At 46.2% G+C, this 17,267-nt stretch carries 15 protein-coding genes; 1 reads left to right on the plus strand and 14 read right to left on the minus strand.

Annotated features, from left to right (window positions below; translation table 11 throughout):
- Window positions 1–113 precede the first annotated feature (113 nt).
- Window positions 114–407: a hypothetical protein gene (locus tag AC1ECB_RS17685; RefSeq protein ID WP_021169378.1), complete on the plus strand. Its 294-nt coding sequence runs from the start codon at window positions 114–116 to the stop codon at window positions 405–407.
- A gap of 270 nt (window positions 408–677) precedes the next feature.
- Here the strand turns inward: AC1ECB_RS17685 and AC1ECB_RS17690 are convergent, their stop codons facing one another.
- The 14 genes from AC1ECB_RS17690 to AC1ECB_RS17755 form a co-directional block, all read right to left on the minus strand.
- Window positions 678–3,611 carry an insulinase family protein gene (locus AC1ECB_RS17690; protein WP_485665009.1) on the minus strand — a complete coding sequence of 978 codons (2,934 nt, stop codon included), beginning with the start codon at window positions 3,609–3,611 and terminating at the stop codon, window positions 678–680.
- A gap of 112 nt (window positions 3,612–3,723) precedes the next feature.
- Complete coding sequence (locus AC1ECB_RS17695) at window positions 3,724–4,170, minus strand: VOC family protein (protein ID WP_485665010.1); 447 nt, start codon at window positions 4,168–4,170, stop codon at window positions 3,724–3,726.
- The gene (locus tag AC1ECB_RS17700; protein WP_485665011.1) at window positions 4,167–4,943 is read right to left on the minus strand and encodes a histidinol phosphate phosphatase; all 777 of its coding nucleotides are present in this window, start codon (window positions 4,941–4,943) and stop codon (window positions 4,167–4,169) included. Before AC1ECB_RS17700 ends, AC1ECB_RS17695 begins: the two co-directional genes overlap by 4 nt.
- 100 nt (window positions 4,944–5,043) lie before the next feature.
- Window positions 5,044–5,985, minus strand: a complete 942-nt coding sequence (gluQRS, locus tag AC1ECB_RS17705; protein WP_485665012.1) for a tRNA glutamyl-Q(34) synthetase GluQRS — start codon at window positions 5,983–5,985, stop codon at window positions 5,044–5,046.
- Between the two features lie 73 nt (window positions 5,986–6,058).
- Entirely contained in the window at window positions 6,059–7,336 is a 1,278-nt protein-coding gene (gene uraA, locus AC1ECB_RS17710) for a uracil permease (RefSeq protein WP_485665013.1), read from the minus strand.
- Between the two features lie 153 nt (window positions 7,337–7,489).
- Window positions 7,490–8,383: a radical SAM protein gene (locus AC1ECB_RS17715; RefSeq protein ID WP_485665014.1), complete on the minus strand. Its 894-nt coding sequence runs from the start codon at window positions 8,381–8,383 to the stop codon at window positions 7,490–7,492.
- Between the two features lie 106 nt (window positions 8,384–8,489).
- Window positions 8,490–8,957 (minus strand): chemotaxis protein CheW, encoded by a 468-nt coding sequence (locus AC1ECB_RS17720; RefSeq protein WP_485665015.1) that lies wholly within the window; start codon window positions 8,955–8,957, stop codon window positions 8,490–8,492.
- A 209-nt stretch (window positions 8,958–9,166) separates the two neighbouring features.
- Window positions 9,167–9,769, minus strand: a complete 603-nt coding sequence (locus AC1ECB_RS17725; protein WP_485665016.1) for a nucleotidyltransferase family protein — start codon at window positions 9,767–9,769, stop codon at window positions 9,167–9,169.
- Window positions 9,766–10,515 carry a selenium cofactor biosynthesis protein YqeC gene (yqeC, locus tag AC1ECB_RS17730; RefSeq protein WP_485665017.1) on the minus strand — a complete coding sequence of 250 codons (750 nt, stop codon included), beginning with the start codon at window positions 10,513–10,515 and terminating at the stop codon, window positions 9,766–9,768. The genes AC1ECB_RS17725 and yqeC overlap by 4 nt, the downstream gene beginning before the upstream one ends.
- A gap of 74 nt (window positions 10,516–10,589) precedes the next feature.
- A complete protein-coding gene (locus tag AC1ECB_RS17735) occupies window positions 10,590–11,930 on the minus strand; it encodes a nucleobase:cation symporter-2 family protein (RefSeq protein WP_485665018.1) in 1,341 nt (446 codons plus the stop codon).
- Window positions 11,931–11,983: 53 nt separating this feature from the next.
- Complete coding sequence (locus AC1ECB_RS17740; RefSeq protein ID WP_485665019.1) at window positions 11,984–14,266, minus strand: xanthine dehydrogenase family protein molybdopterin-binding subunit; 2,283 nt, start codon at window positions 14,264–14,266, stop codon at window positions 11,984–11,986.
- On the minus strand, window positions 14,263–14,718 hold the full coding sequence (locus tag AC1ECB_RS17745; RefSeq protein ID WP_485665020.1) for a (2Fe-2S)-binding protein: 456 nt from the start codon (window positions 14,716–14,718) through the stop codon (window positions 14,263–14,265). Before AC1ECB_RS17745 ends, AC1ECB_RS17740 begins: the two co-directional genes overlap by 4 nt.
- A complete protein-coding gene (locus AC1ECB_RS17750; protein ID WP_485665021.1) occupies window positions 14,709–15,512 on the minus strand; it encodes an FAD binding domain-containing protein in 804 nt (267 codons plus the stop codon). The genes AC1ECB_RS17745 and AC1ECB_RS17750 overlap by 10 nt, the downstream gene beginning before the upstream one ends.
- Window positions 15,513–15,678: 166 nt before the next feature.
- Window positions 15,679–17,235, minus strand: coding sequence for an ABC-F family ATP-binding cassette domain-containing protein (locus AC1ECB_RS17755; protein WP_485665022.1), 1,557 nt, complete (start codon window positions 17,233–17,235; stop codon window positions 15,679–15,681).
- Between the last annotated feature and the right edge of the window lie 32 nt (window positions 17,236–17,267).

The raw sequence follows: 17,267 nt of genomic DNA on the forward strand, positions 1-17,267 counted from the left end.
GTTATTACTATGATTATCTCTGTTATCGGGTTTTTTATTTAATTTCTTAACATAACTCACAATATTTATGCCAATACATAAACTGTAATAAAAGCCCTAAAGGAGGCTGCTACATGCCTACATTCCGCAAGCTACTGTCCGGGGGACGCAGTTCAAGGCCTGCGCCAATATTCCAGCTTGTTCCCGGTCAGCCGCTGACAACTGGTTATTTTTTATTACAGGTTGAACCTGCAATCCGTCATGGAATAGCTGAACTGTTAGAAAGCAATCCACGTCATGCCCTAACCGAACTGGCGTTAATCGCCTATTTGATGGGTATGGGATTTGACTATCCTACAGCACAGGTAATTGTTGAAGCTTGGGAGAAAGACGATATCTTATTGGCACAAGGAATTTTGACAGAGTGAACTCGTTCAGCAAAGCTGAACAACGAATCTTCAGGTAAAATTTTACCTCACCCACGCCTCTTATAGAGGCGTGAGTTGATTAAAATTAAAGAAAACACAGCTTGCGCCGAGCCCTTGGCAAAAGCGGAAGCGTTAGGTTTGTTAAACCACAAAGACACAAAGAGCGAAAAGGGATACTATTTTAGAAAAGTAAAATTGCCACGCGATACACTCAATGACTACTCTTAAAACCTTCGTCATTGCACGTGCTAAGCGTGACAATTTTTTCTATTACTCTATTACTGTCACCAACTCCCCAAACAGCTCTTTGTTAGCCTTGATGAGTTGCTCGCCGCCTAAAACGCATAAGGTATTGGCTTTCATTACCGTATCGACAAGTTGGGCTAATTGATGAATATCCTGCTGTTTAGTCGCCAGGATTTCATCCCGCTCCTGCTGCAGATCTCTTTGGCTAATATTACGAATATATGCAACATCTGCCCGTTCACCCTTCATCTGCGGCGTCAGCGGGGTATCCATAGTACTTATGGTGCCAATGATATATTTGGTCATTTCGCGTTTACTAACTGTTTCCGCAGTGAAGTTGTTCAGATAGTCTACCGTTTCATCATACACCTTAATGGTGTCAGCCAAGTTGGGATCGCGGTAAGAACCAAACACGACATTACCACTACGGTCAAATTGGGCAAAAGCACCGTACGCTCCGCCTTGCACCCGGATTCGATTCCACAGATAATCATAACGCAAGATGGTTTCCAGCACCTTCATGCTGCCATGATAGCCAAATCCTAAACGACGGAAGTTGCCCCCTTTGGCAACATATTGTACCTTTCCCGATGTCATCAGGCCTTCATTACGAGCCTTAGCCTGGAAACTGTAGGTAACCGGCTCATATTGCCTTGTTCCCAGTTTGCCAAGAAGTACAGGCAAGCTCTGGCAAAAAGCCTGATAATCTTCGTTTTCACAGGTTATGCCGATAAAAAGGTTATTGCGGTTAAAGATAGTCTCTGATACCTTCGCCAGCGTCTGGCCAATTTCGTTTACCCTGGCATCCAGATTTTGCTCCAGTTCTACAATAAATTTGTAATAGGTCAGCTGACCTACTTCATTATATTTGGCAACAGGCGATAAATAGGATAATAGTCGGCTGGCCACCACCTGCTGGCCACGCCTAAAGAGCGCGGTATCCCAGGTTGCTTTGAGCTCGCGGATGAGTTCTTTCAAACGGGCTGCATCTGTAAACAAACTGCCGCCGGTTATGTCGCCTAATAAGCCAAACAACTCGGGTAGCTTGCTCACAAGCGCCTTGGCTTTAACCCGAAACATTGGGGTGTATACTTGATCATCACTGTTCTCTGAAAAACCAAAAACATCATAGGAAAAACCACCTGTATGAATATTAGTCTCTTTCGCTAATTCAGCATAAGGATATTTTTCAGTATCAACCTTGCCCAAAATATCAGCCAGTAAAAACAAATAAGGCAACTCGGCTTCAGCTACGGCGCCGGTGTTGAAATAAAGATTAAGATACGCAATTCGGTTAGTGAACAAGGGGTGCAGCAATACTGTTATGCCCTGCTGCTTATGCTCTTCGGCAACCAATTTCTCTGTTTTCGGATCAATATCTTTTAATTCCACCAGCGGAATCAGTTCAAGTTTTTCCGGTGCATCAGGGGTTTCCTGACGCTTTTTCAATGCCTTGGTCTGCTCTACAAGCGCAGCTAACTCAGCTTGGCTTAACCCAGCCTTGTACTTGGCCAGCTTGGCCTTACTCTCAGCCGACTTGCTCGCGCCAAGCTTGCTATTAGGCTTTAGTGTGACCAGCGCCTGATGAGGGTTCTTTATCAGGCAGTTTTTGATTAGCTGTTCAAAATAGCCGTGCCTAAATTGCTGTTTAATTTTCTCCAAAGCCGGTTCGTACGCTAAATGGATCAGCGGATTTTTATCATAAAGCCAGCTATCAAGACATTTTATGTTGTAAACCAAGCCTTTTGGATGTTTCCCGTAGTTGGCTTCCCGCAGGTGGAATTCAAATATATTTACAGATGACTCTACCAGTTTTTTATCCAAGCCCTCGGTTGCCAGCTTGTTTAGTACATCATAAACCGTTTCTTTAAACAAATCTACTTGCTCAGGATTAGCGCCGCCAACACCAAAGGTCATAGTTGGCTGAAGAATACTTTTATTATAACTGCCAAATACCTCTTTACCCAGCCCAGCATCTAGAAGCGCTTTTTTCAGTGGTGCTGCCGGGGTTTCTAATAGAATATGTTCCAGCATCATGAGGCCCAGATAACTTTCAGGATCAGTGGCTTTACCAGCTACAATATTTAACGTAATAAAGGTTTTATCGTTTGTTGACTCATCCGGCGACACCGGGTAATCTACAACTTTTACAACCATTTCATTAAACGGTTTTTGCAGCGGAATTTCAGAGTCAATCTCAACCCCTGTGAAGTCCTTGAGATAGGCAGCATCCAAAAACTTCAGATTATCTGCCAAATCCATATCACCATAAAGAAAAATATAGCTGTTGGCGGGATGATAGTATTTTTTATGAAAAGCAACAAATTGTTCCTGAGTAAGTTCTGGTATAAACTCGGGGTCACCGCCTGACTCAACGCCATAGGTGGTATCTGGGAACAGACTGGCATAAATCTGATGTTCTAAGATGGCATCCGGAGAAGAAAATACGCCTTTCATTTCATTGTAGACAACACCTTTATAAGTAAGCTCAGCCTCTTTATCAGGCAACTCGTAGTGCCAGCCTTCCTGCATAAGAATCGCAGGCGTTTCCAGCATCTGTGGATAAAATACAGCATCAAGATAAACATCCATCAAATTGCGAAAATCCTTTTCATTGCGGCTAGCAACAGGATACATGGTCTTATCGGCAAAGGTCATGGCATTCAAAAAAGTGTTGAGCGAACCCTTTACCAGTTCAACAAACGGCTCTTTTATCGGGAATTTTCGTGAACCGCAGAGCACCGAATGTTCCACAATATGCGGCACACCGGTTGAGTTCTCTGGCGGGGTACGGAAGGTAATAGAAAATACCTTGTTATCATCTTCATTGCCCAAATGCAGCAGCCTCGCGCCACTTTGTTCATGCACAAACAATTTAGCATCAGAGTTAATCTCATCAACATGCCGAGCCTCTAGCAGCTTAAAGCCGTGATAGGTTTTACCAGTCTTAAAGGACATATCGTTACCTCGCTTTTACCATTTTGTTTATCCTATGTAGTGTCTTACTAAGAAGTTAAGTATTCTTTTTCGGCAATCTGGAACAGTTTTCCTTCAAATGAACAAAGAGAAGCTAATAAATAGCTTCTCCCGCTTGCCAATAATTAATTATCCTATTTTTTAAATGAATCATAAAGCACCTGATACTCATCTGTCGGCGGAATGGATTTATAAATATAGATATGAACACCACTGGGATCATTAATAACAAAGCTACGTTCCCCCATGGCTTATTAACAAGCTCCTCACAAAATTCCACCTCCGCTTCCTTCAACCGCCGATACTCGGCATCAACATCCTCTACTTCAAAGGAAATAATAATACCCGAGCCATGGAAAAACTCACCGGCATCGCGCTGCGGCTTGGTGAAGCTAACTCCGACCGAAAGCTCTGGCGCAATCAATTCAATATACCAGTCGCTTTCGTAGACAAGTTCAAATTTAAAATGCCGCATATAAAAATCTTTGGATTCCGTTAGTTTGTCTGTACTAATTGTAGTATCCACCCGTGTTATTTTCATAAAGCTTTCCCCCATTCAGGTTTTCGCTGTTTAAAATAGACTATTTTTAGCTGGCAGGCTTCTGCCATACCCTGAGCAAGCGCCAGAGCGCGACCGATATCCTCCGGCTTATGTGCATCAGAACCAATAGTCACCAGCTTACCGCCCAATTCAGAAAATCGTTTATAAATCGGCAGCAACTGCTCTACCGCCGCCAAACTTGTTAGACGACGGGTATTAATTTCCATAGCTTTCTCCTGCTGAGCCGCAACCTTTAGTATCTCATCAATTCTGTCGCTAAATTCGCAGTAATGAATATTCGGGTCCTGATAGCGGGCATAGCGGGCAATATAATCAATATGACCCAGACTATCAATGAAATCATGGCTCTTTAAACACTGCAGCATAACTTCAAAGTACCGGTCGTATACCTCTTGCTTAGGCCTTGATTCGTAAAACGAGCTATGGTAAATGTCAACATTGTCAACAACATGAATTGAACCAATAACATAATCAAATAGATTATTTTCGATAATGTGCCGGTTTTCCTCCGAACAATCAGGACGCATACCTACCTCAATCCCAAGCAGCACCTTATCGCCCCGGTATTGAGCGTAATCCCGGAAATATGTTTTTACATCAAAAGTAAAGACATCTGGCTCAGGGTAAGCCAAATCCATATGCTCAGTAATAATGATCCCTAAATCTAAGTCAGCGGCCCTGCTGACAGCCGTCTTAATGTCCATGTTGGAATCAGAAGAATAACAGGTGTGAATATGGGTATCGAACAACACAGAAAAAGCCTCCCTATTTCAAGAGAATAAAAACGTGATTATCTACCATTCTAATACAAAAGTACCAAAACTACAAATTTCTAAGGAAACGAATCTGTTTTTACACTGGCAGCGGATATTCAACAATAAGCTGGCCGGACGGCAATTTGTCAAGTGCAAACCCCGCAATAAGTTCTGACGCTTTAACTTGCTGGCATTGTTCCAGCAAACCGGCTTTCCAGGCCAGATAACCAATAATACTTTCCGCTTTCACGCCGCGCTCCCGAAGTGCGGCAATCGATAAAGCCTGCTGCCGTTTGGATAAACGATGACCTTCCTGATCTATTAATAGCGGCACATGCGTAAAAACTGGAGCTTTTAGCCCTAACAGCCGATATAACAGCAGTTGGCGCGGCGTTGAACTTAAAAGATCATCCCCGCGTAAAACATGAGTAATGTTCATGGCGGCATCATCCACCACAACCGCTAATTGATAGGCATGAATACCATCCGAACGCCGCACGATAAAGTCCCCAACCTCCCGGCTGATATCCTGGCTGAGGAATCCTGCATGCAAATCTGAAAAACTGGTTTCTCCCGGTGGTACGGCTAAGCGCAGCGCCGGCTGCCGGCTTACCAGCCTGGCATCGTCAAGCTTACGCCGCCGGCAGATACCGGTGTAAACACGTTCATTTTCGCCGCCATGCGGCGCCGATGCGGCCAGATCAGCCCGGGTACAGTAGCAGGGATATACCAAGCCCGCTGCCGCCAGTCGTTCAAGTGCCGCCTGGTACAGCCCACGCCGCTCAGCCTGGCAGTAAGGCGCATAGTTCCCGCCAACATCCGGTCCCTCGTCCCAATCGAGTCCCAGCCATTTCATATCAACCATCACCTTTTCGCCATATTCAGGCCGTGACCGGTCAGGATCAAGATCTTCTACTCTCAGTACCATGGTCCCACCAGCCGCCCGCACCTGCAACCAGGCCAACAGCGCCGTCCAGGCATTGCCTAAATGAATTTCACCTGTGGGACTGGGAGCAAACCGTCCCCGCATTGTTCGCATAATGACTCTTAGCCTCCTTTGACATGAATATAATAACAACAAAGCCGGGGCTTGCCACCCCGGCTTGTTGTTATTACTCCTGACTTTGCTGGGTTTCAGCAATATCATTATCATTAGTAAGACCCAGCTTGTCAAATATCGTAAAGGTCAAGCCAAGAATGATAGCTACTATGGTTGCTAACGCCATACCTTTAAGAGTGACCGAACCAAAGGTCATGTGGGCGCCGCTGACACCGATAATCATGACAACAGCTGTTAAAATCAAGTTGCGTGAACGGTTATAATCCACTTTCGACTCTACCAGTATCCGAACACCGGAAGCTGCGATAACCCCGAATAATAACAGTGATACGCCACCCATAACCGGGCTGGGAATACTTTGAATAAGGGCTGCCAGTTTACCGACAAAGGATAATACAATAGCAAGGACTGCAGCAAAGCCAATTACCCAGACACTATAGACCCGGGATAAAGCCATAACACCAATGTTTTCTCCATATGTGGTATTGGGCGTTGAGCCAAAGAAACCAGATACCATTGTTGATAGGCCGTTGCCTAACAAGGAACGATGCAAACCTGGTGATGCCGACAAATCGCGACCAACAATATTGCTGGTAACTACCAAGTGGCCGATGTGTTCGGCAATAACTACCAACGACGCGGGAATAATAATTAAAATGGCTTGCAGATTGAATTCAGGCGTATAGAAGGTAGGCAGCGCAAACCAGGGGGTTGTGTATACGGCTGCCAAATTAACCATCCCCAGCGCCAAGGCCAGAACATAACCGGCAGCAATACCAATTAATATCGGAATGACAGCAAAAAAACCACGGAATGAAACAGAACCAAGAATGGTTACCCCCAGCGTAAAGATAGATACCATTATCACCTGGGGATCAGGTTCCTTAGCCAGCAGCCCGGCCATATCAGCAGCAACAGGAGCCAGTTCCAGGCCGATAATAGCAACAATGGCGCCCATGGCGGCCGGTGGGAAGACAACATCAATCCATTTCGTGCCAACAACGCCAATACTTAACGCTACTATGGTAAAAATAAGACCAGCTGCGATAAACCCACCAAGTGCAGCACCATAACCGTATTGGGCCAAGACCAAAAACACCGGTGATAAAAAGGCAAAACTTGAGCCTAAATAGGCAGGAATTTTTCCTTTAGTAACCAAAATGTAGAGCAGTGTACCGATACCATTCCACAATAGCACTGTAGCCGGGTTAATCTTAAATAAAATCGGAACAAGGACTGTGGCCCCAAACATGGCAAATAAGTGTTGCAGACTTAACGGCAGCGTCTCAATCATCGGCAATTTTTCTTCCACTTGAATGGTTCGTCGCATAAAACCCCTCCTTAAAATTCGTGTAACATCCTGCCAGCGAAGCTTCTTCCCCTCATCTCTGCATGCTCAGTAGTGAGATAAAGCTTTCATAATTTTAAGCCATAGGGCAACCCTTGTCAAGATATGGAATTCTCTAATAGCTCTCCTCACTTCTCATTCGACGTTATTATAGGGGTCCCAATCGGTCAGCCGGCTTAATCGGGCCTCAGCCATTTGCAGTTCTGCAAGCAATCTGTTCTTATCCTTGGGCAAAGTGCCTGCCAGGGCAACATGATTAGAGCTATGGGTGCTTCTAAACAAACAGTGACTGCCTGGCGGTAAGTCAATGTTACTCACCAATTGGTACAGTTCACCCATAATCTTCGCTGGCGGCAGCGGCACAAATTCACCACGTTCAAATTCAGCTAACAGTTCACTGCCACGGTATAACATAAGCGTCAGGGCACTCAGCATCTGGGGCCTAATAGCGTTGACTGCCTGAGCGGTATGCAAGGCATGAGGGCTAGAATGGACTTGACCACCGAGACCGGCAATAACCATTACTGACAACTTAATGCCTGACTCTACAATACGTCGGCCAGCCGCAATAGCCTCTGCTGCCCCAACGCCTTTATTTACTTGCTTTAATACAAGCTCATCACCTGACTCCAACCCAAAATAAACCAGCCTAAGCCTAGCCTCTCGCAGCGCCGCTAATTCTAACGGCGTTTTATTTAGTATATCCTTAGGACCGGCATAACATGATACCCGCTGCAAACGGGGAAACGATTGCTGCAAAACATGCAATATTGCTAACAACCTGTCTGTTGCCAGCACCATTGCGTTGCCATCTGCCAAAAATATACGGCGAATGTGCCGGGCATACGGCTTAGCCGCCTCGATCTGAGCCACGACCTCTTCCCAGGGCCGTACGCAAAAGGCAACCGAACGATACATAGTGCAGTAGGTACAGGCATTATGTGAGCAGCCTGTTGTTATCCGCAAAATGAAACTATGCGCTTCACTGGGGGGACGAAACACCATCCCCTCATTAGTGTCAAAATACAACTATATCGCCTCTTGTCAAAAATATTACTATAATCCTTCTTACTGTAACAAAAACAGAAAAAGTTGTCAAAAGGACTGCGCCTCCTAACAACTTTTTTGTAAACAACTAAGCTAACTGCTGAATATTTGTTTCCTGCTCTGCTTCTGCCAGCAGGCGGTCAAAATCTAAAATAGTAATTCTTCTTTCACCCGCTCTGCCAATACCGTCAATATATCGTGTTTCCTCTTCGGTTCCATGGCAGTTTGGCCGCTCGATTTCTTCCTCATCAAAGTAAACAATATCTTTTATTTCATCAACAATACAGCCTAAGCCTATAGGCATATCATTAGTACAAGCTATAATAATTTTACTTTCTTCTTTAATTGGTGTATTTTCCAAGTTTAATTTATAGCGCAAATTATAAACATAACTGACATTACCCCGTAAAGTTATGCTGCCTTCAATCTCTTTGGGCATACTTGACTCCTTTTGGATATTACACCGTTTAGCCCTCAGGATACCACTTATCAGTCTGGCATCAATACCAAACTCCTGACCATCCATATCAAACACAACCAGTTGTACACGCGACATAGTAAGTAACCCCCTCCTCTTATCAGAGAAATAGTTTATGACTATGGTCTGCCCAACTGCTTTACCCACCCCCTTTTCTAATCATGTCAGACTTGTAGATTGTGACACTATCCTATTTTTATCTATTCTGTATCAAACCCGATTTTCCTCCAAAAAATCCCATGTGAAAATAAAAACGCTTCCCTCAAGCGTTTCCTCTTTTGCAAGAATTAGGCAAATATCTGTTTTAACTTTTGATAGTCTTCCCAGGTATCAGCATCGTAAAAGGCCGCCTTTTCAGGCCAGTTAACTTCCACAACCTGCGTCGGGTTAGCACGCATAATCTGCCGTCCGCCGGTATCACCCTTCAGCTCAGTAAGCGCAGTAAACCAATAGCTGCCAAATAATACAGGACTATGGCGTTGTCCCTGATAACAAGGCACAATAATAGTTTTACTGCTGGCTGACTGCACGAAGTGAGTAAGTAGAGTCTCAATCAGCGCTTGCGATACCAATGGCTGATCGCCCAAAAAAAACATGATACCGTCAAGCTCCCTGACTAACTGCCGGACACCCAAAACAATCGACGCAGCCTGCCCCTGCTGTCGTTTGGAATTATAGGTTGAGCGAATAGCCTGCGCCTGGCACAGCGCAGCCAGCTTGGCCTCAGGTTCCCCAATAATGGCAACACAATCGGCCCACGGGAGTTTGCGCACAACACCTAATACATGGCTTAACAAGGGTTGGCCGGCCAGTGGCAGCAGCAGCTTTTGCCGGCCCATTCGGCTGGCAGTACCTGCCGCCAAAATTACTGCACCAATTCGATTACTCACAGCGTGTACACCTCGCTTGGCTGCATAGCAACGCCGTAGCCTGAGGTCACCACTACCCGGTCAATGCCCACATCAGCCACCTTAACATAGCCGGCAATTTGTTTGGCTGCTTGCCTGGCAGCCTGACCGTCGCTGCCACTAAGCAATAAAACCTTGCTTCCCCGGGCATATTGAAAGATGCCCTGTTGATGCACGGCCAGCCGGGCAATATCCTGCCAGGTGATTGGTTCACCCGGCTGTTTATTAATTATATGAGTCACTAATTCTAATCGATGAGTATTAGCTGAAGATAACAGTTGCTCCAAAGCACCTATATTAACTACGCCGATAGTTCGCATTGTACTGACAGGTATAACCGGCTCCTGGGCCGACGGAGCTTTAATAAGACAATGGCGTGCCCCATCTGCTTCGACCAAAATACAGGCACCAGGTAAAGCAGCGGCCAACTTATCTACCCAGTCGGGCACTACCCCTATTACCTTTTCACCCTCTTGCCGGGAAAACCAAGCCACCTGTTGCTGCTTTGCCAGTGCCTGCATAACCTTTATCGCCCCTGTACCATAGTTATCAGTCACCACCAGAGGATAATGAATTATCTGGCGATAAAACATCTTGGTTGTGGTTGTAACCACAATAGGCCATCCCAGGCCGGCAGCAACAAGTGACTGTATTAAGGATGTCTTACCTCCCGCACCAACGCAAGCCACTACACCGGGCTGCTTTAGGCCTATGGCATCTATCAGCATATTTTCACCACCTGGATAAATACTATAAAGGCGGCAACCACGTTATGTGGCTGTCGCCTTTATAGTTTCGGTATTTAACCGATATATTCCTGCTTGCCAATAGCGGTTTCACCTGGTGTATCGGTACCATTCAAGGCAGCGTTCAAAATGATCGCTGTCACACTACCGGCAGTAATGCCACTGTGGAGAATTACCTGTGCCCAACTGGGGAAATTCTGATAAAAGTTAGGTACAGCCAGCGTAATCATGCCCACACCAATACTGACGGCAACCACCATAATATTATGAGTACCATCAAACTGAACCTTGGATAAGGTCTTAATCCCACTGGCAGCTACCATACCGAACATAGCAATTCCGGCTCCGCCCAAGACCGGGTTGGGAATAGTGGCAATAACGGCAGCTGCCTTAGGGAATAAGCCCAGGACTATCAGGATAACCCCGGCAGTTGCTACCACAAATCGGCTTTTAACCCTTGTCAAACCAACTAAGCCGACATTTTGCGCAAAAGCAGCGTACGGGAAACTATTCAATATCCCGCCCAGAATGGTGGAAAACCCATCAGCGCGGAGCCCCTTGGTCAAATCTTTTTGCGTAACAGGCTTTGCAATAATCTCACCAATAGCGATACAGTCACCTGTCGTTTCAGTCATAATTACCAACATAACCAATACCATGGCGAGAATGGATGCCAGGTCAAAGGTTGGCAATCCAAAAGCAAACGGCGTGGTAACTCCCAGCCACGCGGCGGTAGGAACCTGGGAAAAATTAACCATCCCCAGGGGAATAGCAATCAGCGTGCCCGCAATTATTCCCAAAAGAACGGCAATATTGCTTAAAAAGCCTTTGAAATAGCGGTAGAAAAATAGCACAAGTATCAAGGTAACAAGCGCCATACAGATATAAGGAAAGGCCGCAAAATCCTTGGCTGCCGGATTGCCGCCAGCAGCCCAGCGAACAGCAACCGGCATCAGAGTGACACCAATGATCGTGATAATGGTACCTGTCACAACCGGCGGAAAGAAACGGATAAGCCGGCTAAAATAAGGACTCATTAGATAAGTCACAAGACCGGCAACCATTATGGAGCCATACATGCCTGTCAGTCCGTGAGCCTTGCCAATAATAATCATGGGCGTCACCGCAGCAAAAGATACCCCTTGAATAACAGGCATCTGAATACCCATATTTCCAAACCCAATGGTCTGAATCAGGGTCGCAATACCACAGGTAAATAAATCAGCGTTAATCAGGTAAATTAACTGTTCTTTGCTCAGGCCCAGCGCATTGGCAATAATGAGCGGTACAGCCACAGCTCCGGCATACATAGCCAACACATGCTGCAAGCCGTAGGTAAACAATTGGCCCAGTGGCAGTATTTCATCCACTGGATGCTTGGTTTGGTTTTCTTGCATACCATTTTCCCTCCTTCTATTCTTTGGGGATTAACGTTATCTTTGGATACGAGTCAAGATTCCCGCCTCATCCCCATAAACACCTTTTCCGGAGTAATTGGCAAACGGGTAATGCTGACACCCACTGCATTATAAACAGCATGAGCAATTGCGGGCGATGGTGTATTGATAACCGCTTCGCCAATCGACTTGGCGCCAAACGGGCCTGTTGGTTCATAGCTTTCCTCAAAAGCCACGTTAATCCTGCCTACATCCTTCCGGCAAGGAATCTTATATTGCATAAAATTGTTGGTCTGCAGCCGGCCACGTTCGTCATAGCGAACTTCCTCATACATAGCCATACCAATACCCTGGGCGATTCCCCCTTCCACCTGGATTTTGACCAGGTTGGCATTAAGTATCGTACCACAATCTACGACCGCTACATAATCAATAAGTTCAAACTTCCCGGTCTCCGGGTCTACTTCCACTTCAGCAAAACCGGCAATAAATGGTGGTGGTGATATCGGCGAGCCATAGGTGGCGTTACCAACCAACTGGCACTTGTCGGTCCCCACAACCAATGATTCTGCCAGCGTTTTGAGGCTGATTACCTTACTGCCGTTAAGGGCGGTAAGCTGCTGACCGTCAAATTCAATTTGTTCCGGCGTCACAGCCAGCACTTTGGCACCTTGGGCAATAATCTGATTTTTTAAATCTTCGGCCGCCTGCAGTACAGCCATACCGGTAACATAGGCTGTGCTTGAGGCATACGAACCCGGATCATATGGTGAAACATCGGTATCTGCCGCATGAACAATAATTTTCTCCGGCGGTGTATCCAATACCTCTGCGGCAACCTGGGCGAGCATTGTATCACTACCTGTCCCCATATCGGTGGAACCGATGAGTAAAACATAGTGACCGTCCTCATTCAGGCGAATGGCCGCCGAAGACGTGTCAATACCGGCAATGCCTGAACCTTGCATGGTTACCGCCATACCAACAGCCCGTATTTTGCCGTTTGGCAGTTCCTGGCGGGGATATTTATCTTGCCAGCCAATCATCTCTCTGCCTTTTTGGATACAAAGCTCCAAAGTCGAGCTGCCAAGCACATTGCCATGGTAAGCAAGCGCGGTTTCGCCCTCCTTGATTATATTTTTGAGTCTAAGCTCGGCTGGATCCATATTGAGCCTGGCTGCCAATTTGTTGACTGTCGATTCCAGCGCAAAGGTTCCCTGGGTAGCTCCATATCCCCGGAGTGCGCCTGCCGGCGTTTTGTTCGTATACACAGCGTGACCGTGGTACCGGACAGCTCTGGTCTTATTATATAGTGGCAACGTCTTATCACCACACACTGAGAAAGTAGTTGACCCATGTTCACCATAAGCCCCTGTGTCTGATAGATTCTCAATATCAAGGGCGCGGATAAATCCGTCTTTGTCTGCACCTAATCTGACTTTCAGCCGCATAGCATGACGGCTGGTAGTACAGCCAAAGGTCTCGGTACGACTATAGATAAACATGGCCGGTTTACCGGTCTTAAGAGTCACCAATCCGGCAAATACTTCGCCTGAACCTGTTTGTTTGCCGCCAAAGCCACCGCCAATCCGTGGTTTAATAACCCGCACTCGCGTAGCAGGCAATTCTAAAGCCCGCGCTACTTGTCGTTTAATATGGAAAGGAACTTGCGTGGAAGTAACCACAACCAAGCGGTCAGTATGGTCAAGATAGGTAAACGCGCGAAAGGTTTCCATCATCGCCGGTGCCTGGGCCTGCGTATAATAGGTTTCTTCAACAACAATATCACAATTCTTTAGTTCCTGCTCAACATCGCCTACTGCCAAGGTATGGGAGGCGCAAATATTACGTTCTTTTGCCAGACCAATATCAAAATTGCAAAAAAGATCATCTTCCGGATGAATGACTGAGGCATGATCAATGGCCTGCTCAAAATCAAGCACTGGTTCAAACACCTCATAGGAAACTTTGATTAGTTTCAAGGCCGCATTGGCAGCCTGTTCGCTGGTAGCGGCAACTATAGCTACCTCATCACCAACATACCTGACAATAGGGTCAAGAATCAACCGGTCATAGGGCGATGGTTCCGGATAAGACTGGCCAGCCAGTGTAAACCGTACCTTAGGAACATCTTTATGGGTAAGAATGCATTCTACCCCTTTACAATTACGCGCTTTAGTTATATCAATCGACTTGATTCTAGCAAATGCGTGCGGACTGCGCAGGATTTTTATCACCAGTGCATTGGCGGGTGCCAAATCTTCGGTATATACAGGCTTACCTGTGCAAATAGCAATTGCATCCGTTTTAGGCAAAGCTTGACCTACATATTTCATCCAGTTGTCACCCCCAGGTACTTCTTGATTGCCCTGAGCTGTCCCTGATAACCGGTACAACGGCACATGTTACCTGTCAAATAGTGAACAATATCATCTTCGGCAGGATTAACCAGCTCCCGTTTCATGGCCAACACTGTCAGGATAAAGCCGGGACTACAGTAACCACACTGTTCAGCTCCTTCTGCCGCCATAAAGTGAGCAAACTCCTCTGCCTCATGACGCAACCCCTCAATAGTGGTAATATGCTTGCCAGCCGCGCGAAAGGATAATGTAGAACAGGACAAAGTCGGTTTACCGTTCAGCCAGATCGTGCATAATCCACAGCAGGAAGTATCACAGCCTCTTCTTACACTATACAAGCCCTGCTGGCGCAGCGTATCTACAAGCAAATCGCCAGGCTGAACATCAAGAGTAACCTGCCGGTGATTGATGATAACTGTTATTTGCATGCTGCCACCTCCGCAATAGCCCGTTTAATGAGTGTTTTGGCTACAGCCTGACGATACACAGCTGAAGCGCGCCGGTTGTCACCAAAGGACAATTCGCCTACGGCTGTTTGTACAGCCTGCTCCATGACCGTGGCAGTCATAGCATTACCGCTATCTCGAAGTAGTGCGGCCGCCTGAATAGCTAGTCTGGCGCGAGTAGGTCTGGCGCCAACGGCAATTTTCCATTCACCCTCAAGTTGGGATACCGCCACCGTCAACAAGGGATAATCACTGGCTGAGTTACGCAAAGCCTGATAGGCAGCATGGCCTTTGGTTTTATGAATGATTATTTTTGTCAAAATATCTTTGCTGCGTGACGTATCTAAAAAGGCCGCTAACGTCATCCGCCCGCCTTTAACTAATTCAACTTCGGTATCAAGCGCCAATAAGGCGGTAAGAAAATCAGAAAAACCATACCGCATAAAGACAGACGCACCAACAGTCACAACATTACGAAACTGCACACCAATAATATTGGCTACTGCTTTTGGCAATAAAGCACCGGCATAGTTATTTAGCGCTGCATCTGTTTCTACATCACGCAAACTTGTCATGGCACCAATTTCGATATAGCTGCCATAATCTTTACTATATCTCAGACCAAGTTTCGACAAATCAACTCCGGTATGAATGGTCTGAGAGCCCAGCCGCAGATAGGCACAGCCGCCCAGCACGGCATTGCTTCTTTTCTCTTTTAAAATACTATAAGCAGCTTCCAGCGTATCTGGCTGCACTACATTAAGCAATGTGAACAAATTTCAACCTCCATTACCGGCCAAACATTTGGCAATTATTTCACTCAGTATAGTTCGGATTATAACATAGGCACTTGCTTGTCGAAAAGAACTATTGTATAGGTTGTGTATCCAGAGCGAAAAAATGCCGACCACTGCAACAGTTGCATGCGACCGGCCAATATGTTTACACTATCTTTGTTGTCCAATTCTCGACATTCCATACTGCTGTTATCCAGTCTTCATAAAATTCAGGTTCATGGGAAACCAGGAGAATAGTGCCTTTGAACTCTATTAGAGCCCGTTTTAGTTCGGCCTTGGCTTCGATATCAAGGTGGTTGGTAGGTTCGTCCAGTACCAACCAGTTAACGTCTTTAAGCATAAGTTTACATAGCCGCACTTTAGCATTCTCGCCCCCGCTTAACACCATCATCTGGCTGGTAATATGCTCATTGGTTAGGCCACAACGCGCCAGTGCGGCCCGTACTTCAAAATTGGTCAGGCCTGGGAACTCATCCCACACCTCTTCTATGGCAGTACGGCTGTTATTACGGCTGGATTCCTGCTCAAAATAACCGGCTTGCAGATAATCACCCAAGACGACCTTACCATCAACCGGTTTGATGTATCCGAGCAAGGTTTTAAGCAGCGTTGATTTGCCAAGACCGTTCACACCTCTAATAGCTACTTTCTGACCGCGCTCTAAGGTAATATCCACCGGTTTAGTAAGTGGCTCATCATAGCCCAGAACCAATCCTTTGGCCTCAACAACAAAACGGCTGGGCGTCCGGGCTTCGCGGAACTGGAAAGTGGGTTTAGGCTTCTCCCGCGGTTTTTCCATAATCTCCATTTTATCCAGTCTTTTCTGACGACTGTTAGCCATGCCCCGGGTAGCCACCCGGGCCTTATTGCGGGCGATAAAGTCCTCCAGACGGTCAACTTCTTGCTGCTGCCGCTCATAGGCTTTGGTTTCCTGGCTTTTGCGCATTGCGTACATTTGCTGAAATTGCTCATAATCACCAGTGTAACGAGTAAGAACTGCGTTTTCCACATGATAAATAACATTAACAACTTCATTCAAAAAAGGGATGTCATGCGATACCAGGATAAAACTATTCTCATAAGCTTTGAGGTAACGCTTCAGCCACTCGATATGTTCAACGTCAAGATAATTAGTAGGTTCGTCTAAAATAAGAATGGTGGGATTCTGCAATAGCAGCTTGGTTAGCAGCACCTTAGTTCGCTGGCCGCCGCTCAAGTCCGCTACATCGCGGTCGAGACCGATATCGCCCAGCCCTAAGCCATTGGCAACTTCTTCAATCTTAGCATCAATAATATAGAAGCTGCCATGTTCGAGCATATCTTGTATCTCGCCGACGTCTTCCATCATTTTTTCTACTTCTTCCGGGGCAGCCTCAGCCATTTTATCATAAAGGCCCAGCATCTCGGCTTCCATATCAAACATGTTTTGAAATGCTTCTCTCAGTACATCCCTGATGGTCTTACCCTTGGTTAGCACCGAATGCTGGTCAAGATAACCGACAATCACGCGGTTAGACCATTCCACTTTACCTTCGTCAGGGGTCAATTGGCCTGTAATGATATTTAAAAAGGTCGATTTCCCTTCGCCATTCGCGCCGATCAAACCAACATGCTCGCCTTTTAACAAACGGAAAGAAGCCTCAGCAAGAATAGCGCGGGCACCAAAACCATGGGATACATTTTCAACAGTTAACACACTCATTTTTTTACTCCTCTTACTTCTAGCAAATACCT

The organism is Sporomusa sp. 246TCP1 (assembly GCF_057319775.1).